Raw genomic sequence first — 23,019 nt, forward strand, 5'->3', positions numbered from 1 at the left:
GAGTCCCCCGCCCCCTGCGCCGGAGGCGATGGCACTGCTTGCCGACGGCAGCGTCGACGAGGTGATCGTCGCCGCGCCCGACCTGCAGGGCAGGCTGCTCGGCACCACGCTGTCGCCGGAGTACTTCCGCGAGCGGCTGCTGGGCGGCGACGGCGTCGGCGCGTGCACCTATCTCTATGCGGTCGACGTCGAGATGGAGACCGGGCCCGGCTATGCCTACGACCCCTGGCAGGGCGGTTTCGGGGATCTGCGGCTGATCCCCGACCCGGCGACGCTGCGCCGCGCGCCGTGGCGGCCCCAGTCGGCGATCGTGATCGCGGACGCGCTCTGGCCGGACGGCTCCACCGTCGAGGTCGCGCCGCGGACGGTGCTGCGCCGGCAGCTGGACCGGCTGGCCGGCCTGGGCCTGTGTGCGCTGGCCGGCACCGAGCCGGAGTTCCTGGTGTTCGAGGAGAACTACCGCGACGCCGCCCGCCGGGACTACACCCGGCTCACGCCGGCCAGCAGCTACAACATCGACTACGCGCTCGCCGGCACCGAGCGCCTGGACGATCTCGTCCGCTCGATCCGCACCGCGATGGCGGTGGCGGGCGCCCGGGTGGAATCCGCGCGTGCCGAGGTTCATCGCGGCCAGTACGAGATCGTCTTCGGCTATGACGAGGCGATGCGCACCTGCGACCAGCACGTGCTCTACAAGACCACCGCGAAGAAGATCGCCGGTGCGGCGGGCCGGGCGCTCACCTTCATGGCCAAGTACGACCAGGGCGAGGGGAACTCCTGCCATGTGCATCTGTCCCTGCGCACCTCGCAGGGCGGCCTCGTCCTCGCCGCCGCCACGGGCGAGAGCGAGAACTCGGGCGAACACGGAGGCGGCGGCAGCGGCGGCAGCAGCGGCAGCGGCGGGATGTCGGAGCTGATGCGCTGGTTCGTCGCGGGGCAGCTGGCCTGCCTGGCCGAGCTCACCCTCCTGTACGCGCCGACCGTCAACTCCTACAAGCGGCTGGCTCCCGGCGCCTTCGCGCCGACCGGAATCTCCTGGGGGTACGACAACCGCACGTGCGCGGTGCGGGTGGTGGGCTCCGGGGGCTCGTTGCGGATCGAGCACCGGGTGCCCGGCGGCGACGCGAACCCCTACCTCGCCGTCGCCGGGATGATCGCAGCCGGGCTGTACGGCATCGAGCATCGACTGCCGCTGGAGCCGCCGCGGGTCGGGAACGCCTTCGCGGCGAACGACGTCCCGAGGCTGCCCACCTCACTGCGCGAAGCGGCCCGGGCGTGGCGGGAAAGCGCCGTCGCCCGGGCCGCCTTCGGGCAGCCGGTGGTGGATCATCTCGCCTACGCGGCGCAGGTCGAGCTGGCCGGCTACGAACGAACCGTCACGGACTGGGAACGCCGGCGCTGCTTTGAGCGGTTCTGACACCCTCGCCACCTGACGGCGCCCGGTCGGCCGGGACCCGGCCGGAAGGTGTCCCGTCGGATGCTGGCCCCTCCGACGGTGTCCCGTCGGCGGGCACCTTGGCCGACGCCACCGTGGCCGACGGCACAGTGGCCGACGACACAGTGGCCGACGACACAGTGGCCGACGGCACCGCGACGGTGCTCCCGGCCGGGCCGGCCTCGCTCAGCCCGATGCGGGCGTGCAGGGCGCGCAGCGGCTTCGGTGCCCACCAGTTCGCCTGCCCGGCGACCCGCATGAACGCCGGCACCAGCACACCGCGGATCAGGGAGGCGTCCAGCAGGATCGCCAGCGCCGTGCCCAGCCCGAACATCTGCATGAAGCGGACCGAGGACGTGGAGAAGGCGATGAAGGTCACCGCGAGCAGGGCCGCCGCCGTCGTGACGAGACGCCCGGTGCGGGCCAGGCCGGCGGCGACCGCCTCGGTGTTCGACGCGCCCGCGTCGTACTCCTCCTTGATCCGGGAGAGCAGGAAGACCTCGTAGTCCATGCTCAGCCCGAACGCGATGCAGAACAGCAGCACCGGCATCGACGTGTCGAGCGTGCCCGGGGTGAAGTCCAGCCACGAGGCGAGATGGCCGTCCTGGAAGATCCAGACGGCGACGCCGAACACGGCGGTGAGCGTCAGCCCGTTCAGGACGATCGCCTTCAGCGGGAGCACCACACTGCCGGTGAACAGGAACAGCAGGACGAAGGTCGTCAGCGCGATGAGCCCGATGGCCAGCGGCAGGTGGCTGGCCATCGTGGCCTTGCCGTCGACGAGCACCGCCGGCGGGCCGCCGGCCAGCGCCTCGGTGCCGGCCGGGGCGGCGAGGTCCCTGACCTGGTGGACCAGCTCCTGCGCTTGCGCCGAATGCGGCTCCACCGAGGGCACCACCCGCAGGTAGGAGGCGTTCTCGGCCGAGTAGCGCTCGGTGGACGCACCGGGCGGCACCACGGTCCGGCCGTCGACCAGCACGCCGGCGGCGCTGTCGACCCGGGCGACACCGTCCATCTTCGAGATCGCGGCCGCGTAGTCGGCGATCTCGTCCGGACCGGTGGCCTCGGCCGGACCGGTCACCACCACCACGATCGCCCCGGCGTCGTTGGAGGAGAAGTCGCCGCGGATGACGTCTCCGACCGCGCGGCTGGAGTTGTCGGCGCGCAGCACCCGGTCGTCCGGCGTGCCGAACTCGACGTGAAGGAACGGGGCGCCGAGGACGAGGAGCAGGGCGATGACCGGCAGCCCGGCCAGCAGGGGCCGGCGCATCGTCATGGTGGCCACCCGCCGCCAGAACGGCGACTCGACGGTCTCCCGAGGCGCGTTCCCGGCGGCAGCGTCCGCGCCGCCCTCGGCACCCGCGGACGTCCCGGCCGCCCGGCGGCGGCGCAGGAAGCCGAGCAGGCCACCCACCCGCAGGGCGTTCACCTTCGGCCCGAGCAGCATCAGCACGGCTGGCAGGACGACCACGGCGGCGAAGACGGCGACCGCCGTGACCGCGATCCCCGCGTAGGCCATGGACTTGAGGAAGTAGGGCGGGAAGACCAGCATCACGGCGAGCGCGACGATCACCGTCGCGCCGCTGAAGAGGATGGTCCGCCCGGCGGTGCGGACCGTCACCGCGACAGCTTCGGCCCGGTCCCGGCCGGCGGCGAGCTCCTCACGGAAACGGCTGACCATGAGCAGGGCGTAGTCGATGCCGAGACCCATGCCGAGCGCCGTGGTGAGGTTCACCGCGAAGATCGACACGTCGGTGAGGCTGCCCACCACCGACAGCACGGCGAAGCCGCCCAGGATGCCCATGAGCCCGATGCCCAGCGGCAGGAGCGCGGCCACCAGGCCACCGAAGGCGATGATCATGAGCACGGTCGTGATCGGGATCGCGATCGCCTCGGCCACCGCGAGATCGGCGCCCACCTGGCCGTTGATGTCCTCGCCGACGGTGGCCGCACCGCCCGGGCGCACGGTGACCGGCGAGTCGGCGTCGCCCCCTGGCACCCGGCCGGCCTCGTAGGCGTCCTCGTAGCGGGCGACCAGGTCGCTGGCATGGTCCTCGTCCACGCTGGCGATGACCAGCGCGGAGCGGCCGTCGTCGGATTTAAGCGGTGGCGCGCCAGTCCAGTAGGACGACACATTGGTGACCCCGGGCTGGGCGGCCAGATCGGCGGCCAGCTCGCGCCCGGCCACCGCCACCGCCGGGTCGTCGACGGCCTGCCTGGCCTGAGTCTGGCCGGTGATGTCGGGGCGGGCCGTGACGAGCAGGACGAGGTTCGGCTCCCCGCCGAAGCGCTCGTCGACGAGGTCGGCGGCTCGGCTGGAGGCGGACGCCGGATCGTCGAACCCGCCTGATTCGAGCTTGCCGAACGCGCCGAGRCCAAGCGCACCGGCGCCCAGCAGTGCGATGAGGGTGAGCAACAGGACGAGACGCGGCCGGCGAGTGACGATCTTCGCTACAGCGGTGAACACGGGACCCTCCCGAGAGAAGCGATCTCTTGAGAGAACAGTGTTCGCGAACACCGTTCTCTGTCAAGACCCTTGTTCTTGGAAGTTGACACCGATCGCAGTCTGGCCGCAGCATGGCGACTGTGACTCGTCCAGTCCCCCGTCGCGAGCGCCTCCGCCAGACAACGATCGAGGAGATCAAGAAGGCCGCCCACAAACAGCTGACCGAGCACGGTGCGGCCGGCCTCTCGCTGCGGGCCGTGGCACGCGAGATGGGGATGACGCCGTCCGCGATCTACCGGTACTTCGACAGCCGGGCCGCACTGATCCACGTGCTGGCGCAGGACGCCTACAGCTCCCTCGCCGACGTGCTGGAGGCGGCCTTCGACGCCGCGCCGACGGACGACCACATGGTGCGCTGGCTGCTGGTCGCCCGCTCCCACCGGCGCTGGGCGATGCTGAACCCGACGGAATACACGCTGATCTTCGGTCCGCAGCCCGACGACCTGACCGACCCGTCGACCGCAGTGCTCGACGAGCTCGAACGGTCCGTCGCCGTGCTCCTGCGGTGCATGGCCGAGGCGATCGAGGCCGGCGTCTTCGATCCGAGCGGGTTGGAGGCCGAGCTGTCACCCAACCTCCGCCGGCAGTTCGAGGCGTGGGACTGCGACGACTCCGGCCTCGGCCCGGTCGCCGATGCCGCCYGCATGCTGGTGTGGACCCAGCTGCACGGGCTGCTGGCGCTGGATCTGTTCGGTCACCTCCCGGAGCCGCTCCGGGGCTCGGGTGAGCTCTTCGACCAGCAGATGATCGGTGCGCTGGTGCGGGTCGGGTGCCAGATACCCGTCGACTTCGCCGAGGTGATCGACCGTGCCGACCGGGTCGCGGCCGGCATCGGTGAGGGCGTGTTCGAACTCGGCACCGGCGCGGCACCGCCCGGTGCCGGCGCGGCGCCGCCCGGTGCCGGCCGAGCGGCGCCGCGGTTTCTACCGCCCGCCTGACCACACCGCTCGCAGGAGCGGCGCGGGCGGCTCCGCTCCGGCGGTGTTGCCACCGTCTGGCGACGTTGCTACCCCCGCCGGGTCAGACCTGCCGCCATACGTTCAGGCAGATGTCCGCATCCTCCTACTCAGAGTGTCGAGGGCGGCACGGCGAGCACTCTTGATCTCACCCAGCCGCGCCTGGTAGGCCGGCGAGGTCGCCAGCGGCTGATAGAAGCCCAGCCGCGGGACGAAATCGGTCTCGTCGTACCCGGGTGGCCGGTACAGCGGATAGGTACGACCCGGAAATAGGAGGTCGTAGTTGTCGGCAATCTGCCAGACGGCGACATGCGGATCGAGGCGCCGCCGCTGGAAGTAGGCCTCGAGAACATCGATTGTGAAACTGATCTCATGGAACTGCTTGACCAGGTTGTGGTAGTGCTGACCAACCTGATACTTGATCGGCAGCTCGACCTGTAGACAGTCCGCGTAGTCGAGAAGGTCCAGGGCGAGAACCTTCAGGGAAGTCTCCACCCCGTAACCGCGCGAGAACGCGAGCGACGCAAAGACGTCGGCGTCAATCACGAACTCCCCGATCAATGGCTGGATTGCCCGGGTGATGGACGGCACATGACGCGCGAGCTGCTTCGAGAGAAGCGAGCGCAGCATCTCGGTCGTTCGCCCGCCGGGCTGCCCGTCACCGGTGACCCTGCGCGAGCTTCCGTTCACGAATAGCGGAGCGTTACCGGCGGTCGCCGCCGCCGCCAGAACGCCGACCGTGATCGGGTCATAACTTTCAAGATCGGCGTCGTGGAAAATCAGCCGGTTACCGAACGCGAGGTACGCGAGGCTGCGCATGGCACCGGCCTTGCCACCGGCCGCGGCGTCCTCCGCCCCCGCGTGCCGTTCCATGACGGACTGGCCTCGGGCGACCCAGCTCGCCCCCGCCTCCGTCGCGATCCGCACCAGATCGTGCTCGTCACCGTCCGAGGACGGATCGACTATTACGCCGATCTCGTCGATGACGCTGCGTTCCTGCATCCACCGTTGCCGGTTGAGCGCGATGATGGTCCCGAGCGCCCGCGCCGCCTCAGGCCCGCGGGCGGGTATCAGCAGACTTAGCGTGACGCCTCTGTTGAGCTTGTCCACCTCGATCGCATCGAGGTCGAGGGTGGTGGGTTCGAGCGTTCGCACGGACGCCCCTCTCTCGAGACCTTTCTTGGCTTAAGACCCCCCCAGGTCCGACCACGCCCGCGCAGACGTGGCCGACATAACACCTGATGGTTCGCGTACCACGTGAACCACGTCAGGCGAAGCTTTCCGGGCAGGCGCTCCCCGGTCAACCGGACGCCGCTGGCGATCCTCCCTCTTCACACCTTTCCATACCTTTACCCGCGGATCCCCCCAGGGACCGACCGCCGTGGAACACACGGCCGGCGTGCGGGGATCAAAGTATGGATGTTGCGCGACGGATCGTCACTCCCCCGGAGGAGTCCCCCAGAACATCACTTTCGGCCCGCTCGGCGCGCCGGCCCGGGCCAGGTTCACCGGCGCCCGGCCGTCCGTCGCGCCGGCCGCCCATCCGGCCGGCGCGACGGGATACACGACGGGACACCAGACCCTTCGCCGGTGTACCCGGGAGCTGTCCGGACGACGCCCGGCGGGTCCGGACACGTCCGCGTGGATCCCGGCCGTCCCGGCTGGTCGGGCCCCGGTTGGGAAGGCCGGCTCGGCGACACGATGGCATGCTGAGGTGGTGGATGTCGTACTGGACCCGATGCGCCCGGACCTCCGGCTTGGCCGGACGCCGATCCCTGTCGTCGGCCGCGCCCGGGTCTATGTGTGCGGCATCACTCCCTATGCGGTCACACATCTGGGCCATGCAGCCACGTACCTGTGGACGGATCTGACAGCGCGGGTATGGCGTGCGGCCGGGGTCCAGGTGGAGCTCGCCCGCAACATCACCGACGTCGACGACGCGATGTTCGCCGAGGCCCGCCGGCTGGGGATGCCCTTCGACCAGGTCGCGGCGATGCAGCGGTTCTCCTTCGACCGCTCGATGTCCGCGCTCGGGATCCAGCCACCGGACCACGAGCCGACGGCGCGCGCCGCGGTGACCCGGGTGATCGAGCTCACGACCGCGCTGCTGCGCGCCGGTCATGCCTACGAACGCAACGGCACCGTCTACGCCCGCACGGCCGAGGCTGCGGACCGCGCCGGCCTCGACCGGGCCGCGGCGATCGCTCTCGCCGCCGAGTTCAACGACGACCCGCGGGATCCGAACCGTGACGACCCGCTCGACGTCGCGGTCTGGCGGGCCGACCCGGCCGACGGTGAGTTTCCGAGCTGGCCCAGCCCCTGGGGGCCGGGCCGTCCCGGCTGGCACGCCGAGTGCGCGGCGATGGTGCTGTCGACCTTCGGCTCCAGTATCGATCTTCATGTCGGCGGCGCCGACCTGCGGTTCCCGCACCACGCCGTGGAGTCGCTGCTGGCCGAGCAGGCGACGGGCGTCCGGCCGTTCGCGCGGGCCTGGCTGCACCCCGGCACCGTCCGGGTGGGCGGGGTCAAGATGTCGAAGTCCCTGGGCAACCTCGCCTTCGTCGACGACCTGCTGACCCGGCACACACCGTCCGCCCTCCGGCTGCTCTGCCTCGGGCGCGCGTGGGACGCCGACTGGGACTTCGACGAGTCGGCGTTCGGCGCGGCCGAGGCGGCGCTCGACGCGCTCTATGCGGCCGCGGCGCGGCCCGGCGGTGGCGGCGGTGGCGAGCGGGAGAGCCCGGCCGCGGCGGAGGTCGACGCGGCGCTGCTCGACAACCTCGACACCGTCCGGGCACAGGCCGTGGCGCTGGAGGCCGGCGGCGACGCGGCCCGGCGCTTCATCTCCGTCCTGGGGCTGATCTGACAGCTCCGCGCTTCGGACAGCGCCGTGCTTCCAACAGCTCTGCGCTTTCTGATGGCTCTGCGCTTTCTGATGGCTCTGCGCTCGCGCCACCCCGAGACTGCCTCCGCCGGCAACGGCACCGCCACCATCACCGACTGATCACCGGTTGCTCACCGGCTGACCGTGGGTCGAGCCACGACAGGACCGCGCACTCGCCCACACCCGGCGTACCGGGCCGACGCCGCGACACAAGAATCAGACAAAAGCTCATACCCTGCGTCAAAGGATCGTGCACACGGAGCTACCATCAGGATGGTTCTGTTGTGGTCCAGGTCCGGCCCAACGGGCTGAAGCGCTTTTGTCGGGCTACCTCCGGTACTCGGGCCGTCTCGGGTACGAGGTGGCGTTGCGGGCCGCACCGGCGCCCCGGCTGCTGGGAGTGCGCCCGTCCAGCGTCTCCGGCGTTCGGATTCCGCGATCCCCCACACCACAACCCACGGACCCCGCTCCCGCGGACCCGCGCCCCTGCACCGGCGCCTCCGCAGCTTCACGCATTCGTATTCGGAGACGCTGCTCATGCCCCGGTCGCTTCCGCCCGGCACCCGGTCGCCGGCGATTCCCGGTGATCGGTGACCGCACCCCGAGCCATGCGGCCGTCGTCCGACCGCCGCTGGGCCCTGGCGCTGGGCGGCGGGATCGGTCTGCTGGTCGTCTTCTGGGCGCTGTCGGCAGCTGGCACCGTGTCGGCCGGGCGCACCGCCGTCGAGCTGCTGGCCGGCGTCTGTGCCACGGCCGCGGTGTGCGTGGGGGTACGCCGGCACCGCCCGGCGGCCACGCTGCCGTGGTGGCTGTTCGCCGCCGCCCAGGCCACGGCGACCGTCGGCGACTCGCTGCTCTACGGCATCGGGAACCTGCTCGACCGGCACCGTTTCCCGGGGCTCTGGGACGTCTGCTACCTGGCCCAGTACCCACTGCTGGTGGCCGGCGTCGTCGTGCTGGCCCGCCGGCGTGGCCTGCCCGGTGGGCTCACCGACGTGCTGGACAGTGCGACCATCGGGGTCGCGGGGGCCCTCGTCGCCTGGGTCTATGTGATCGCCCCAGGCCTGTCGGCGGAGCATTCGTCCTCATTCGCGACCCGCGTCACCGCGCTGGCCTACGCCGCCTCGTTCCCGGCGCTGTTCGCGGCCGGCCTGCTGCTGGTGCTCGACCGCGGCCGGCGCGGACCGGCCGGCTACCTGCTCCTCACCCATCTCTCGGCGGTCCTGGCCGCATCGCTGCTCTACCTGCCGCGGCAGATCGACGGGACGGACCAGTTCGGCGGCGGCGCACAGCTCGTCGCCCTGCTCGGCGCGCTGGGGCTCGGCGGCGCCGCCCTCCATCCGAGCATGCGCGAGCTCACCAGCACCCGGAAACGGAGCACGGCGGTCCTGTCGACGTCCCGGCTGCTGGCGCTCACCGCGGCGGCGCTGGTCGCGCCGATCGTGCTGACGGTGCAGAGCGTTCGCGGCGAGACCGACGGCCTGGTGGTCGTCGCCGTCTCCAGCGGCGCGATGTTCGTCCTGATCATCTTCCGGATGGCGGGTCTGGTCGCGGACCAGCACCAGGCCGCGATCACCGACGGTCTGACCGGCGTGCACACCCGCCGCCACCTGGACGGTGAGCTGTCCGCGGCGGTCGACCGCGCGTTGCGGGAGGGCCACCGCCTCGGTCTGTTCCTGATCGACGTCGACCATTTCAAGTCGATCAACGACCGGTTCGGGCACCCGGTCGGGGATGACGTCCTGGTCGAGGTGGCACGCCGGCTGCGGGCCGCGACCCGGCCCGGTGACGTGCTGGGCCGGTACGGCGGTGAGGAGTTCGCCGTCCTGGTCACGGACCTGCCCGAGATCGACCTCGCGGCCGTCGGGGAACGGCTGCGCCGCCAGGTCTGCGCCACGCCGATCCGGGTCGGCACCCGTTCGCCGGGCGGTCACCTCGACCCGCCGGGCCGGCGCACCGACCCGCCGCGGCCGGGCGACGGGCCACGTCCGGCCGTCGAGCAGCTCGTCGCGGTCACGGTGTCGGTGGGCGCGGCCGCCATACCGACCCACGCCGCGGACACGTTCGGCCTGGTCGCGGCGGCCGACAGCGCGCTGTACGCGGCGAAGAGCGCGGGGCGTGACCAGGTCGCGGTCAGCGGGACCATCGGGGCGCCCGCGGACGGCGACCAGCTCGCGGTCAGCGGAGCAGCCGAAGCGCTCTGAGGCCCGGCACCGACAGGCCCGATGGGGCACCGACAGGCACCGGGTTTCGTCGGCTACGCGACATGACAGGCGTCCGACGTGCCGGCACGCGTCATCGCCAGGACGCACCCTGAGTGGTATGCGCGATTTGCCCGTTTAGGGCGCCTTTCGCGACGTAATCTCCGCGGAGAGCTCGAGCCTTCACCTGGAACGAAGAAACCTCGATCCTCCCACCGGCGTGTAGCGCCGAACACACCACCCCCCTCCCTCCCCCGCGACACCCATCCGAGCGTCCCGCCCGAACAGTCGGACGAGGCGCTCTCGACGCCGTTCCCCGCTCCCCCGCTCCCGCTCCCCGCGGCGGAACGGCGCCCAGCGGTGCACCACCCCAACGCCCACATCCACATCCACGCCCACGTCCACCGCCCACGTCGGCCCAGCGGAGTCGAGGAGGACTGATGTCCGGGTTGCTGTACCGGATCGGAGCTGCCGCGGCCACCCGGCCGTGGCGGGTCATCGGGATGTGGCTGGCCACCCTCGTCGTGGCACTGGGACTCGCGGCCGGCTCCGGCGGCGAGCCCCACGACGACTTCAGCGCCCCGATGACGGCCTCGCAGCACGGGACGGACCTGCTGCGCGCGAACTTTCCGAACCTCGCGGGCGCCGACGCCCGGGTCGTGGTGCACGATCCCGACGGCACCCCCCTGGATGCCGGCCTGCTGGCGACCGTGCGAACCCGGCTCGCCGCCCTGCCGTCAGCTGTGGTGGCCAGCCCGCCCCAGCTGTCCCGGGACGGCGACACCGCCCTGCTCACCGTGAACTACACGGATCCGGTCGCCGACATGGACGCGGAGCAGGCACTGGCGGACCTGTTCACCGCGGCCACCCCGGCCACCCAGCGGGGACTGCAGGTGGACGTCGGCGGCCAGATCTCGGAGAACCTGCAGGAGGTCGACGGCCGGGCGGAGGCGACCGGCGTCGCGCTGGCCCTGTTGATCCTGCTGATCGCCTTCGGGTCGCTGGTCGCCGCGGGGGTGCCGATCGCGGTCGCGATGATCGGTCTGGGGATCGGGGCGTCGTGCATCACCCTGATCTCCGCGGTGACCACGGTGAGCTCGATCGCGCCGTCGCTGGCCTCGATGGTCGGCATCGGCGTCGGCATCGACTACGCGCTGCTGCTCGTCACCCGGCATGTGGAAGGGCTGCGGGCCGGGCTGTCGGTGCGGGAGGCCGCGGGCCGGGCGAACGCCACGGCCGGCGCCTCGGTGGTCTTCGCGGGGCTCACCGTCATCCTGTCGTTGACGGGGCTGCGGCTCGTCGGCCTCAGCACCTATGTGACGACGGCGTTCACGACGGCCGCCGTCGTGATCGCGGTCGTGCTGGTCGCGATCACCCTCGTGCCGGCGCTGTGCGGCCTCGCGGATCTGCGGGTCCTGCGGCGCCGCAACCACGCCGAGCTGCTGGCGGCCCGATCCGTCGCCCGTTCGGTCGCCGCGGCCGGCAGCGGAGCATCCTCCCCCGGAGCCCTCCTCGGCTCGGGCGAGCCCTCCACCGCCACGCGACGCACCCTGACCGCCGCCTGGGCGAGGCGCATCGGTGACCGGCCGGGCCCGTGGGCCTTCGGCGCGCTCATCATCCTGCTGACGCTCAGCGCGCCGATCCTGACGATGCGCACCTGGCCACAGGACGCCGGCAGCCAGCCGGTCGACGTCACCCAGCGACGCGCCTACGACCTGATCTCCAGCGAGTACGGGCCCGGCGCGAACGGCCCCCTGCTGCTGGCCGTCGACCTGCGGCGGCTCCCGCCCGTTGCCCTGGCCGAACTGGCCACGAAGGTCGCCGCGGTGCCCGGGGTGGCGTCCGTCACGCCGGCGGTCGTCGCACCGTCCGGCACCGCGGCGGTGATCGAGGTGGTGCCGACGACCGGACCGAGCGACGCCGCCTCGACCGAGCTGGTCAACCGGCTGCGCGCCGACGTCCTGCCACCCGGCGTGGACGTCACCGGCACCACCGCGATCTTCGCCGACCTGTCCGCGCTGCTGGCCGAGCGGCTCTGGTGGGTCGTGGGCTTCGTGGTCGGCGTGTCCATCCTGCTGCTGACCGTCGTCTTCCGGTCGCCGGTGGTCGCCCTCAAGGCGGCCGCGATGAACCTGCTGTCCATCTCCGCCGCCTACGGCGTGGTGACGGCGGTCTTCCAGTGGGGATGGGGAACCGATCTTCTGGGACTGCCGCACAGCGTCCCGATGTCGAGCTGGCTGCCCGTCCTGATGTTCACCGTGCTGTTCGGGCTGAGCATGGACTACGAGGTCTTCCTGCTTTCCCGGATCAGGGAGGACTGGGTGGTCACCCGCGACCCGCGCGGCAGCGTGGTGCGTGGCCTCGCCTCGACCGCCCGGGTGATCACGAGCGCCGCCCTCATCATGATCGCCGTCTTCGCGGGGTTCGCCCTCGACCCGGACGTGACCGTGAAGATGGTCGGCGTCGGCATGGCCGTCGCGGTGTTCGTCGACGCGACGCTGATCCGCCTGGTGCTGGTGCCGGCCACGATGGCGCTGCTGGGCCGGGCGAACTGGTGGCTGCCGCGGTGGTGTGACCGGCTGCTGCCCCAGGTCGACGTGCACGGCGAGCGTTTCGCTCCCGGGGCGGCCGCCGCCGCGGCGATGCGGCCGGACCAGGCCGGCGACGGCAGGGCGGCCGACCACGCCACCGCCAGGAAGGCCGGGTCCGGCAGGAAAGGCAGCACCGGCACCGACACCGGCGCCGGCACCGGACGGAAGGCGGGGGCGGGCGGCGGGGAGCCGACCGGCCGCGGGTCGATGGCCACCGGGGGTGGTCCGGCACCCGACCCGCCGCCCGCCGACGGGGGTGGCCCCGACTCCGGGACCAGCCCGAAGTCGGGTGGGACAGATCGCCTTAAACCTCCTTCCGGCCCCGTGATGGCCGGTTCGGGCATCCCCACACAGGTCTCAACCGAGCCGATCGACCATTCGGCCAACGGCCGCGAACTGCACCGATGAGATTCCGTTTCCGCAGGTCAGAGCGGGTGTCGACGGCCGGCGGTTAGCACTTTCGATCAGCCGGCTAGCCCCGATCTGGGTGGCGGAATGGGGGGATCTGTCCTGATTAGCTGAGACGCCATAGGCAGAAAGTCGCCCCAGGCGGCCCGGAGGAAGAAGGCGACGCGGCGTGGACGAGCTCACCATGGACGGGCTCACCGTGGACGGGATCGCGATGGAAACGATCTCCATGGGTGGGTTCACCATCGACGAGATCACTGTCGAGCGGATCCTGCCGCCCGGCGCGCAGGGTCGGGGCACGACCCCGGAACGCGACGACGACCCGGTCCGGATTCCGGTCCGGAGCCCGAGCGTCAGCCCCGCCCGCGGCGGGTGGCTCGCGGCGCACCCGCCGGCGGGCGGTCTTGAGCTCGGCGGCTTCACCTTCGCCGACCTCGAACCCGCCGGTCTGGGCCGGCTCGGCCTCGACCTGCGCCGCCTGGAACTGCTCGCCGGGTTCGACGCGGCCGAGGAGTGGCTGTCCAGTCGTGGGCTCGCCGGCGTCGAGGTGAGCCGCTTCGAGCCGGACGACCCCGCGGTGAACCTGATCACCGACCTCACCGGCAGGCGGACCGCTGCGGCCGGCACCCGGCTCGGCGCCGACGCCAGGGCGGACACTGTAACCGTGACCGCCACCAGCAACGGCCTTGACCGAGGATCAGACCTGTCAACCGGCACCGACGCCGGCACGGGCGCAGGCACGGGCACCGACGCCGGCCAGCGCGGCAGTGCCTCGTCGCCGGGGCCGGGGTCGGTGCCGGCCCCCCGTCCCAGCACCATGGTCTTCGAGCGGGCGGCCCACGACTACGACGCCGACGTCCACGGGATCCCGTTCTTCCGCCCGCTGGGCCGAACGCTGGTCAGCGCCGCCGGCGTCCGGCCCGGCGAGGACGTGGTCGATCTCGCCTGCGGGCGCGGCGCCGTCCTCATCCCCGCCGCCGAGGCGACCGGGCCCACCGGTTCGGTTCGCGCCTTCGATCTGGCGCCGACCATGGTCGCGCTGACCGCCGCCGACGTCACCGCCCGCTCGCTGCCCTGGGCGACCGTGGCGGTCGCCGACGCGACGAATCCTCCGGTCGAGCCGGCCAGTGCCGACGTGCTGCTCTGCGGCATGGGCCTGTTCCTGCTGCCCGACCCGGCGGGAGCGCTCGCGCGGTGGCGCGGCCTGCTGCGGCCCGGCGGGCGGCTGGCCGTCAGCGTCTTCGGTGCCCCGGACCCGCTGTGGAGCCGGCCCGACTACCCGCTTCGCCTGGCGACCGGCCTGGGCGCGGCCGACCGCCGGCCCGGGCAGGCCATCCTGGCGGAAGGCGCACTGGCCCGGGCGCTCACCGCGGCCGGATTCGAACTCACCCGGGACGATCTCGTCGCCACCGACCTGGTCTTCCGCGACGTGGAGCACTGGTGGCACTGGGCGTGGGGCACCGCGGTCCGCTCGATGCTCGAGAAGGTCGACAACGCCGACCTCCCGGCGATGATCGATGACCTCACCCGGTGGCACGCGCCGTCGGTGGACGCTGGTGGCCTGCACTGGCGTCCGACCATCCGGATCGTCACCGCCACGGTGGGCGCGCCCCGCGGCTGAGCCCGCCCGGTCGCAGGGCGCACCGGTCGCACGGGTAGCCGGTAGCCGGTACGGAGTCCGAATCCCGCACCCGCCCCCGCAGGCACCGACAATTCGTCTCAAGAGGGGCAAAATAGGCAGGGGTGCACCTGGCATCCCGCAAGAAGTGCGGATTCTGGTCGTTGGAGCGACCAGAATCCTTCACTCTTGCGACCCGCCAAGCGCTGCTGGGCCCCTGATCGCGACCGCGAGGCCCAACAGGTGACCGGGAAGGGCCTCAGGCCAGGTAGCGGACCACCGTCTCGGCCACGCAGACCGGCTTGGTGGCGCCCTCCATCTCGATGGTGACCTGGTTGACCGCCTGGACACCGCCGGGCACGTCGTCGACCGACAGGTTGCGGACGATGCCGCGGACCCGGGAGCCGACCGGGACCGGCTGCGGGAAGCGCACCTTGTTCAGGCCGTAGTTCAGCGCCAGCTTGATCCCGGTGACCTGCGCGACGTCAGCGGAGATCACCGGGATCAGCGACAGCGTGAGATAGCCGTGGGCGATCGTGGTCTTGAACGGCCCGTCCTTCGCCCGCTCCACGTCGACGTGGATCCACTGCCAGTCGCCCGTGGCGTCGGCGAAACCGTTCACCTGCTCCTGGGTGATCTCCCGCCACGAGCTGGTGCCCAGCTCCTGGCCCTGCAGCTTCCTCAACCCGTCGATTCCGTCGATCGTCGCCATCTGGCGAGTATCTCGAAGCCGTCGCTGACACGCACCGGGAACGACGCGGGGCCGGGACGCTCACTGCGGAGCGTGCCCGGCCCTGCGTTCAGGCCTCGCGTTCGGGCCCTGCGTTCAGGCCTCGCGTTCGGGTTCCGCGTCAGGCGTGCGCGACGAAGTTGAAGCGGCTGCCGCTGTCGAAGGTGCGGCGGAAGCTGCCGAGCGTGTACGGGCCGGTTCCGTCCATGTCGAAGATCCGCAGACCCAGATCGCCGTCGATCAGGCGGTACATCTCCTCCGCCGTGGTCCCGTACTTCCGGGCGGCGGCACCGAACTCGAAGATGATGTACGGGCGGTTCGTGGCCAGCAGCTTCTGCCCGCCCTTCAGCACGCCGTACTCGGCACCCTCGACGTCGATCTTGATCAGGTCCAGGCGGTGGTCGGGCGGGAGGGTCTCGTCGAGCACCTCGACGACGACCTCGATCTCCTCGACCTCCTCGGCGCCCTCCGCCGTCCGCTGACGCAGCCCGCTGTACGCCGGCCGGCTGCGGACGTAGGCGAACGGGCTGACCCCGGACTTCTCCGCGAGCGCGGCCTGCTTCAGCGTGACGGTCGGGAACTCCAGGCAGAGGTACTCGAAAAGGTGCGGAAGCGGCTCGTAGGCGATGTGCTCACCGCGCGGGGCGTGCAGCACGATCGACTTGAGCACGTCGCCGCGGTGCGCACCCACGTCGATGCAGTTGGAGTCCTCCTGGAGCACGAAGGAGAGCAGCAGCGCGAGGTGTTGGTCATCGACCGCGTTGCGGCGGGCGCTGGGCAGCACGGTGCGGCGGACCAGCTTCAGCGCCGGCCCCAGACCCAGCTCGACCGCGGTCTGGCGGAGCTGACCGAGCTGTCTGTTCATCTGCTCCTGCATCGCGGAACGTCCCTTTCGCGAGCCATCCGTCCGGCGCGGGCCCGACGCCGGCTGCGCTTCGCTGCGCTCGCCGCCGGGCTGGGCCATCCAGGCTGGTTGTCCGAAAAATGTGCGGTCTGTGCTGTCACGCACAACACCGCGCACTTCGCCGTCGCGCCAATTGTGACAAGTCGCCCGGGAGGGCCCACCGCCACCCCCATCATTGGCCACAGTCCGGACACTGTGCCCAGCTGCGCCACCACGTACCAGCTCCAGGTCAAGGCCCGAAGGTGGTCAGAAACCGGACGGAAACCGGACAGCCCAGGCATTGGTCCGGGCCAGTTCAGGCCCGGACCAGGCTCCGAACAGGCCCAGACTTGCCCGAACCGGCCTGGCACACCGACCGATCAGGCCCGGGCCAGGCCCGGTTCACCGCCCGGATCAGTCCCGGGAGTCGAAGGCCTCCACCGGCGGGCAGGTGCAGACCAGATTGCGGTCCCCGTAGGCGCCGTCGATCCGCCGCACCGGCGGCCAGTACTTCGCCGCCCGCAGCGACGCGACCGGGTAGGCCGCCACGGACCGCGGGTACGGGTGGTCCCAGTCGTCCCCCGTGACCATCGCGGCGGTGTGCGGAGCGTTGCACAGCGGGTTGTCGTCCCGCGGCCAGACGCCGTCGCCGACCTTGGCGGCCTCGGCCCTGATGGCGATCATCGCGTCGCAGAAACGGTCGATCTCGCCGAGGTCCTCGCTCTCGGTCGGCTCCACCATCAGCGTCCCGGCGACCGGGAACGACATGGTCGGCGCGTGGAACCCGTAGTCGATCAGGCGCTTGGCGATGTCGTCGACGGTCACGCCCGTCGCCTTGGTCAACGRCCGGAGATCGAGGATGCACTCGTGCGCGACGAGACCATTGCGCCCGGTGTAGAGAACCGGATAGTGCGGCGCGAGCCGACGGGCGATGTAGTTGGCGTTGAGCACGGCCACCGACGTCGCCGCCCGCAGTCCGTCCGCGCCCATGAGGCGGATGTAGGCCCACGGGATCATGAGGATGCCGGCGGATCCCCACGGCGATCCCGAGATCGGCCCGACCCCGGTCTCGGGGCCTGCCTCCGGGCACAGTGGGTGGTTCGGCAGATACGGCACCAGCTTCTCGCCGACCGCCACCGGCCCGACCCCCGGGCCGCCGCCACCATGCGGGATGCAGAAGGTCTTGTGCAGGTTGAGGTGGCTCACGTCCGCCCCGAACCGGCCCGGCTTCGACAGCCCGACCAGCGCGTTGAGGTTCGCCCCGTCGACGTAGACCAGTCCGCCGGCGTCGTGCACCACCGCGCACGCCCGGGCGATGCCCTCCTCGTACACACCGTGCGTCGACGGGTAGGTGACCATGAGGGCCGCCAGCACCGACGCGTGCTTCGCCGCCTTCGCGGTCAGGTCGTCCAGGTCGACGTTGCCCTCCGCGTCGCAGGCGACCACGACCACCCGCATGCCGGCCATCGCGGCGCTCGCCGCGTTGGTGCCGTGGGCCGAGGACGGGATCAGGCAGACGTCACRCACCGGCGCGCCCGGCTCGGCGTGGTCACGGTGGTAGGCGCGGATGGCCAGCAGCCCGGCCAGCTCCCCCTGACTGCCGGCGTTCGGCTGCACCGAGACGGCGGCGTACCCGGTGATCCGCGCGAGCCACAGCTCCAGATCCCGGATCATCGACACGTACCCGGACGCCTGGTCGATCGGGGCGAAGGGGTGGATGTCCGCGAAGTCGGGCCAGGTGACCGCGGCCATCTCGGTCGTCGCGTTGAGCTTCATCGTGCAGGAACCGAGCGGGATCATGCCCCGGTCGAGGGCGAAGTCGACGTCGGCGAGACGCCGCAGGTACCGCAGCATGGCCGTTTCGGACCGGTGCGAGTGGAACACCGGATGCGTCAGGAAGGCCTCGTCCTCCCCGCGGAGCAGCGCGGCCGGCAGCGCCGCCGGCACCGACACCGCCACCCCCGCGGACGCCACCTCGGGCGCCGGGCCCTCGGGAGCACTCACACCGAAGGCGGCCCAGACGGCACGCAGATCCGCCTCCACCGTCGTCTCGTTGCAGGAGACGCCGACATGGTCGGAGTCGACGAGCCGCAGGTTCACCCCGTGCACGAGGGCGTCCGCCACGACCTGCCCGGCTCGCCCCGCCACCCGGGCGAGCACCGTGTCGAAGAACTCGCCGTGGACGATCTCCACGCCGCCGGCACGCAGACCGGCCGCCAGCCGCACCGCCTGCGCGTGCACCGCGCCGGCGATCGCGGCCAGCCCCGCCGGGCCGTGGTAGACGGCGTACATCGAGGCCAGCACGGCCGGCAGCACCTGGGCGGTGCAGATGTTGCTGGTCGCCTTCTCCCGCCGGATGTGCTGCTCCCGGGTCTGCAACGTGAGGCGGTAGGCGGGGTCGCCCGCCGCGTCCACCGAGACACCGACCAGCCGGCCGGGAAGCATCCGCTCAAGGCCGGACCGCACCGCGAGATAGCCCGCGTGCGGGCCGCCGAAGGACAGCGACAGCCCGAACCGCTGGGTCGTGCCGACCACGATGTCCGCGCCGAGACCGCCGGGGGCGCGCAGCAGCGTGAGCGCCAGCAGATCGGCCGCGACGGTCACGACGATGTCGCGTTCCCGCGCCTGGGCGATGAGGCCCCGAGGATCGCGCACGCCCCCGTCCGCGCCCGGGTAGGACAGCAGCACGCCGAAGACGTCCGGCAGGATGTCGGCTGCGACCGCTGCCACCGCTGCCGCGGCGGGCCCGGCTGATGCGTCCGACAGCGCGGTGGCTTCGTCCGCCGGGACGGGGGACTCACCCGGCGCCGGCGTCGGCCGGGGGGTGAGGCCGTCCCGGAGGTCGGCGACGACGACGGTGATGCCGAGTGCCTCCGCCCTGGTGCGGACGACGGCGACGGTCTGGGGCAGAGTGTCCGCGTCGATCAGGAAGGTGGAGCGCTTCCCCCGGGTGGCGCGGTAGGCGATCTGCATCGCCTCCGCCGCGGCGGTGGGCTCGTCGAGCAGCGAGGCACCCGCGACCGCCAGACCGGTCAGGTCCGTGATCATGGTCTGGAAGTTCAGCAGGGCTTCGAGCCGGCCCTGCGAGATCTCCGGCTGGTACGGCGTGTAGGCCGTGTACCAGGCCGGGTTCTCGAGCACGTTGCGCTGGATCACCCCCGGCATGACCGCCGGGCTGAAACCCAGGCCGATCATGGAGGTGACGCGGCGGTTACGACCGGCCAGCGCCCGCAGCTCCGCGAGGACCTCCGTCTCGGTGACCGCCGGCGGTAGATCGAGCTCGGTGTCCCGGATGGCGGCGGGTACCGCCGCGTCGGTGAGCGCGGTCAGCGAGCCCAGGCCCAGCAGATCGAGCATGGCCATCCGGTCGGCGTCATCCGGGCCGATGTGGCGGTCGACGAACCGCGGGATCGCCTCGACCACGAGCGCGGCGCCCGGCTCGGGCCGCTGCCGCGGGGGCGCCTGGCGCTCGGACCCGGCCTCACGCCCAGTCGTCGTACCGGCGCCGTTCGTGGTGCCGGCACCATTCGTGGTAGCCGCGCCATTCGTGGTAGCCGCGCGGTTCGTGGTAGCCGCGCCGTTCGTGGTGCCGGCACCATTCGTGGTAGCCGCGCCATTCGTGGTAGCCGCGCGGTTCGTGGTAGCCGCGCCGTTCGTGGTAGCCGCGCCGTTCGTGGCACTGCCGTCAGCGGTACCGCCGCCAGTGTCGGCGGGCTGAGCGGAGGAATCCGGCGGCGTCGCCGCAGTGGTGATCTCGGTGGTCATCGTCGCTTCGCTCCGGAGGTCGTGCGACGCCGAAGAGAGACCACACCGAACGGTGACGACACCGGACGGCTGTGGTCCCCCGCCCGCGTCGCGGCGGGCCTCCCCCTCTGTCATGAGCCTGAGAGCTTCGCCGGCCACCACGCCCGGGGTCACCCGGACACCAGCGGCCGACTTGCACCGTCGGCGGGACACAGTCCTCGTGTCCGCTTTTCAGAGTCGCCTGACCCGGCGGTCTTGAGCCTGAGAGTTTGTGGGGAGATCTTGCTCCTTCGGCGCTCCGAGGCTGGCCCGGAGCTCTCCCGCACGGGTGTGAGCGGCGCGATGTGCAGTTGTCGATGTTGCGGGTGGCCAGGTTGCAGGTGGCCGGGTTGCAGACAGCCATGGTGCGGTTGACGCGGGTGCGCGGTGACGCTGGTCCCGCCGCATAGGCTAGTCGGCCCTGTCGCCGGCCGCCAAAGATCTTGCAAACCCGCTCAAAGTCCGCGAGGCCACCGTCTCGTCCGCGACATCGTCGTCGCCCTCGCAAGCCCAGGCGCTCAGCAACCGGACCCGCCCCACCGCCGGATCACGGTCCGCCACCTGAGCAGGTCACCGCGGTCGGCCCACCGCACGGCGCCCCACCGGAGGTCCCGCGCCCCCACACGGCGTCGCCCCACCGGGGATCCCGCACCCCCACACGGCGTCCGCAATTCGCACTAATAAGGACAAACAGGACGCGGCACCACCTGACAACCCGCAAGAAGTGAGGATCTCGGTTGCTCCAACAGCCAAAATCCTCGCTTCCTGCTCGGAAGCAGCGGATGGGCAGAGCGCTGGTGCGACTCCATACTGCTCACTGGAACTAGACGCTGGCGCGCTCGCGCTTGCCCGTCGGATGCGCGGTGCGGAACTTCGCGGCCTCCTCGTCGCTGCGCGCCCCGCCCCGCTCCCCTTCGAAGAAGGTCTTGGCGAGGCGGTCGTGCGACGTCTGGTCCGTCACCTGCCGGGCCATCTCGTCATCCGAAATGCCCTGCCCGGCTGGCTCCGTGTGCCGTCCACCCTTTACGACCTGGTGCGACATGTCCAACCTCCTGACATCCGCCGCCGTTGCACGCTCCTCGGACGATCCATCCGGCCGGTGATTGCCGGCCCGGATCCCGCCCTCGATGTCGACATGCCCGGATCAGACCCTGGTCATCCCAACGGCCACCGACAGCCAGCCCTCTGCCGCCGACTGCCGGACCCCACCGACAGCCAGACCCCCGCCGGCAGCCAGCCGGTCGGGACGCAACCCTCCGGACGCGCCCCGGCTATCGGGTCCACCGGATTCACCGGAACCATCCGGCACCGGTATGTTTCCCACTAGGAGATATCCGCCGATACCACGCATATAGCAGGCGACCTGGGTGCGACGTGCGCTATATCACCGGGTGTAACGTCGCCGGAGATGAGCCGCGCCCGAGGAGCGGAAGCCAGATGATCAGCGGTTATCGGTTCCTCCGGGACCTCGGCCACGGTGGTTTCAGCACCGTCCACCTCGCCGAGCAGGAGATCTTCGATCGGCAGGTCGCCGTGAAGGTCATGCATGCCGACCTGCGCGATCCGGACGCGCGGCGCCGGTTCGTCCGGGAATGCAGGGTGACCGGCCGGCTCACCGGGAACCCGAACATCATCACCGTGTTCGACGCCGGAACCACGATCGACCACCGGCCGTACATCGCGATGGAGTACTTCCCGGCGGGAACACTGCGCGACCGGGTGATCGACCAGGGCCCCCTGCCCGTCCGGGAGGTGCTGGCACTCGCGGTTCCGGTGACCCGCGCCCTGGATGCCGCACACCGGCACGGCATTCTGCACCGCGACCTGAAACCGGCGAACATCCTGCTCCGTGCTTCGGGCGAGCCGGTGCTCAGCGACTTCGGCATCGCCAGCGTCGCGGAAGGCCTCGACCCGGCGACCTTCTCGGCGGCATTCACCGCCGGTTTCGCGGCACCGGAGGTGCTGCTCGGCGAGCAGCCGGAAACCACCTCGGACGTGTTCGGGCTCGCCGCGACGCTCTTCGCACTGCTCACCGACCGCACGCCCTTTCCCGGAAAGACCCCGGCCGAAATCTTCACCCGGATCCAGGCCGGCGAGATGCTGCCGCTCGATCGCCCGGACGCACCACCAGCCCTGGACGATCTCCTTCGCCGCATGCTCGCCCGCACTCGGGACCAGCGGCCGGGCCTGGATGAGGTCACAGCAGAGCTCACCTCGCTGCTCACCGAACTGGAGCACGGCGACCCCTACCCTTCAGCCGGCTGGCAGGGCACAGGCCCGCGCGGCGAGGAGTACGGCGAGGACAGCACAGGTGCACCGCTCGAATCGCCGCAGCGCTCCCGGCCTCGGCGCCAGCGCCGAAGCGGGTGGCAGGTCGCGGCCGTGGCCGGCTCGGCCGCGCTGCTGACGGCCGGGGCGGTCGCCCTCTTTCTGCAGCTTGCGCGCCACGGCGAACAGGATGACGCCGCCGAGCTCACGACCAGTGCCAGCTCCACCGCGCCGCCCGCGAGCACAGCGGGCACGAGCCCCACCGCCCCCACCAGCCCCGATACGGACACCAGCCCCGGCCCCGACGTGAACGCCGGCACCGGCACCGATGCGGTGAGCACGAGCACGCCGGCACCGGCGATCACCCCCGCTGACAAATGCGGCGTGCGATACGAAGAGATCCGTGACTACCAGGATCGCGTCTTCAAGAGCCAGTTCATGTGCCCGACGGACGCCGAGTCACCGGTCTACGCCAACATCGGCGCCGACGCGACCGAGCCGCTCGATGACACCGGCCTGATGAGGAAGGACAACGCGGTCTGGGTGGTCTGCCAGATCCAGGGACGGCCGAATCCCGCCACCGCAACGGGTAGGCAGAGCACCTGGTGGCTGTACACCCAGGGCGACATGGCGGCGGCGAACAGCTACGGATACCGCGACGGATGGGGATACCTGCCCGCGACGGCGGTGACGTACTTCGATGGGGACACCCCCATCCGCGGCGTCGACAGATGCACCGCGCAACCCTGACCGACG

The 23,019-nt window shown here is 71.5% G+C and carries 13 protein-coding genes and 2 riboswitches; of the genes, 7 read left to right on the plus strand and 6 right to left on the minus strand.

What is annotated here, in order from left to right; translation table 11 throughout:
- Nucleotides 1-28: 28 nt before the first annotated feature.
- A complete protein-coding gene (locus CcI49_RS24800; RefSeq protein ID WP_198955621.1) occupies nt 29-1,417 on the plus strand; it encodes a glutamine synthetase family protein in 1,389 nt (462 codons plus the stop codon).
- Here CcI49_RS24800 and CcI49_RS24805 read toward each other — a convergent pair.
- A complete protein-coding gene (locus tag CcI49_RS24805; RefSeq protein ID WP_241840220.1) occupies nt 1,377-3,902 on the minus strand; it encodes an MMPL family transporter in 2,526 nt (841 codons plus the stop codon). The two genes, CcI49_RS24800 and CcI49_RS24805, sit on opposite strands and share 41 nt — an antisense overlap.
- A gap of 110 nt (nt 3,903-4,012) precedes the next feature.
- On the opposite strand from CcI49_RS24805, the gene CcI49_RS24810 reads away from it, so the two are divergent.
- Nucleotides 4,013-4,879, plus strand: coding sequence for a TetR/AcrR family transcriptional regulator (locus CcI49_RS24810; protein ID WP_076829745.1), 867 nt, complete (start codon nt 4,013-4,015; stop codon nt 4,877-4,879).
- A 102-nt stretch (nt 4,880-4,981) separates the two neighbouring features.
- On the opposite strand, the gene CcI49_RS24815 is transcribed toward CcI49_RS24810, so the two are convergent.
- Nucleotides 4,982-6,052, minus strand: coding sequence for a hypothetical protein (locus CcI49_RS24815; RefSeq protein ID WP_054571434.1), 1,071 nt, complete (start codon nt 6,050-6,052; stop codon nt 4,982-4,984).
- Between the two features lie 583 nt (nt 6,053-6,635).
- Between CcI49_RS24815 and CcI49_RS24820 the strand changes: the two genes are divergently transcribed.
- From CcI49_RS24820 to CcI49_RS39890, 4 genes are all read left to right on the plus strand, one after another.
- Nucleotides 6,636-7,763: a cysteine--tRNA ligase gene (locus CcI49_RS24820; protein WP_076829849.1), complete on the plus strand. Its 1,128-nt coding sequence runs from the start codon at nt 6,636-6,638 to the stop codon at nt 7,761-7,763.
- 608 nt (nt 7,764-8,371) lie between these two features.
- Nucleotides 8,372-9,985 carry a GGDEF domain-containing protein gene (locus CcI49_RS24825; protein WP_241840222.1) on the plus strand — a complete coding sequence of 538 codons (1,614 nt, stop codon included), beginning with the start codon at nt 8,372-8,374 and terminating at the stop codon, nt 9,983-9,985.
- A gap of 437 nt (nt 9,986-10,422) precedes the next feature.
- Complete coding sequence (locus CcI49_RS24830) at nt 10,423-12,981, plus strand: MMPL family transporter (RefSeq protein ID WP_054571436.1); 2,559 nt, start codon at nt 10,423-10,425, stop codon at nt 12,979-12,981.
- Between the two features lie 169 nt (nt 12,982-13,150).
- Nucleotides 13,151-14,602 carry a class I SAM-dependent methyltransferase gene (locus tag CcI49_RS39890; protein ID WP_241840223.1) on the plus strand — a complete coding sequence of 484 codons (1,452 nt, stop codon included), beginning with the start codon at nt 13,151-13,153 and terminating at the stop codon, nt 14,600-14,602.
- A gap of 256 nt (nt 14,603-14,858) precedes the next feature.
- Here CcI49_RS39890 and CcI49_RS24840 read toward each other — a convergent pair whose 3' ends face one another.
- The 4 genes from CcI49_RS24840 to CcI49_RS24855 all read right to left on the minus strand — a co-directional run bounded on the left by CcI49_RS24840 (nt 14,859) and on the right by CcI49_RS24855 (nt 21,037).
- Nucleotides 14,859-15,311 carry a MaoC family dehydratase gene (locus tag CcI49_RS24840; protein ID WP_054571437.1) on the minus strand — a complete coding sequence of 151 codons (453 nt, stop codon included), beginning with the start codon at nt 15,309-15,311 and terminating at the stop codon, nt 14,859-14,861.
- A gap of 139 nt (nt 15,312-15,450) precedes the next feature.
- A complete protein-coding gene (locus CcI49_RS24845; protein ID WP_235498492.1) occupies nt 15,451-16,194 on the minus strand; it encodes an FkbM family methyltransferase in 744 nt (247 codons plus the stop codon).
- 432 nt (nt 16,195-16,626) lie between these two features.
- On the minus strand, nt 16,627-19,977 hold the full coding sequence (gene gcvP / locus CcI49_RS24850; protein WP_241840224.1) for an aminomethyl-transferring glycine dehydrogenase: 3,351 nt from the start codon (nt 19,975-19,977) through the stop codon (nt 16,627-16,629).
- Between the two features lie 105 nt (nt 19,978-20,082).
- Nucleotides 20,083-20,193, minus strand: a riboswitch (glycine riboswitch).
- Between the two features lie 3 nt (nt 20,194-20,196).
- A riboswitch (glycine riboswitch) is annotated at nt 20,197-20,290 on the minus strand.
- Between the two features lie 528 nt (nt 20,291-20,818).
- Nucleotides 20,819-21,037, minus strand: a complete 219-nt coding sequence (locus tag CcI49_RS24855) for a hypothetical protein (protein WP_054571439.1) — start codon at nt 21,035-21,037, stop codon at nt 20,819-20,821.
- A 395-nt stretch (nt 21,038-21,432) separates the two neighbouring features.
- On the opposite strand from CcI49_RS24855, the gene CcI49_RS24860 reads away from it, so the two are divergent.
- Nucleotides 21,433-23,013, plus strand: a complete 1,581-nt coding sequence (locus CcI49_RS24860) for a serine/threonine-protein kinase (RefSeq protein WP_076829751.1) — start codon at nt 21,433-21,435, stop codon at nt 23,011-23,013.
- Nucleotides 23,014-23,019 lie beyond the last annotated feature (6 nt).

The sequence above is a fragment of the Frankia sp. CcI49 genome (assembly GCF_001983215.1).
Lineage (GTDB): Bacteria > Actinomycetota > Actinomycetes > Frankiales > Frankiaceae > Parafrankia > Parafrankia irregularis.

Coding starts and splice junctions, on each gene's coding strand:
- CcI49_RS24800 (WP_198955621.1), top strand. CDS start 29: ATGGCACTGCTTGCCGACGGCAGCGTCGACGAGGTGATCGTCGCCGCG.
- CcI49_RS24820 (WP_076829849.1), top strand. CDS start 6,636: ATGCGCCCGGACCTCCGGCTTGGCCGGACGCCGATCCCTGTCGTCGGC.
- CcI49_RS24830 (WP_054571436.1), top strand. CDS start 10,423: ATGTCCGGGTTGCTGTACCGGATCGGAGCTGCCGCGGCCACCCGGCCG.
- CcI49_RS24840 (WP_054571437.1), bottom strand. CDS start 15,311: ATGGCGACGATCGACGGAATCGACGGGTTGAGGAAGCTGCAGGGCCAG.
- CcI49_RS24845 (WP_235498492.1), bottom strand. CDS start 16,194: ATGAACAGACAGCTCGGTCAGCTCCGCCAGACCGCGGTCGAGCTGGGT.
- CcI49_RS24855 (WP_054571439.1), bottom strand. CDS start 21,037: ATGTCGCACCAGGTCGTAAAGGGTGGACGGCACACGGAGCCAGCCGGG.
- CcI49_RS24860 (WP_076829751.1), top strand. CDS start 21,433: ATGATCAGCGGTTATCGGTTCCTCCGGGACCTCGGCCACGGTGGTTTC.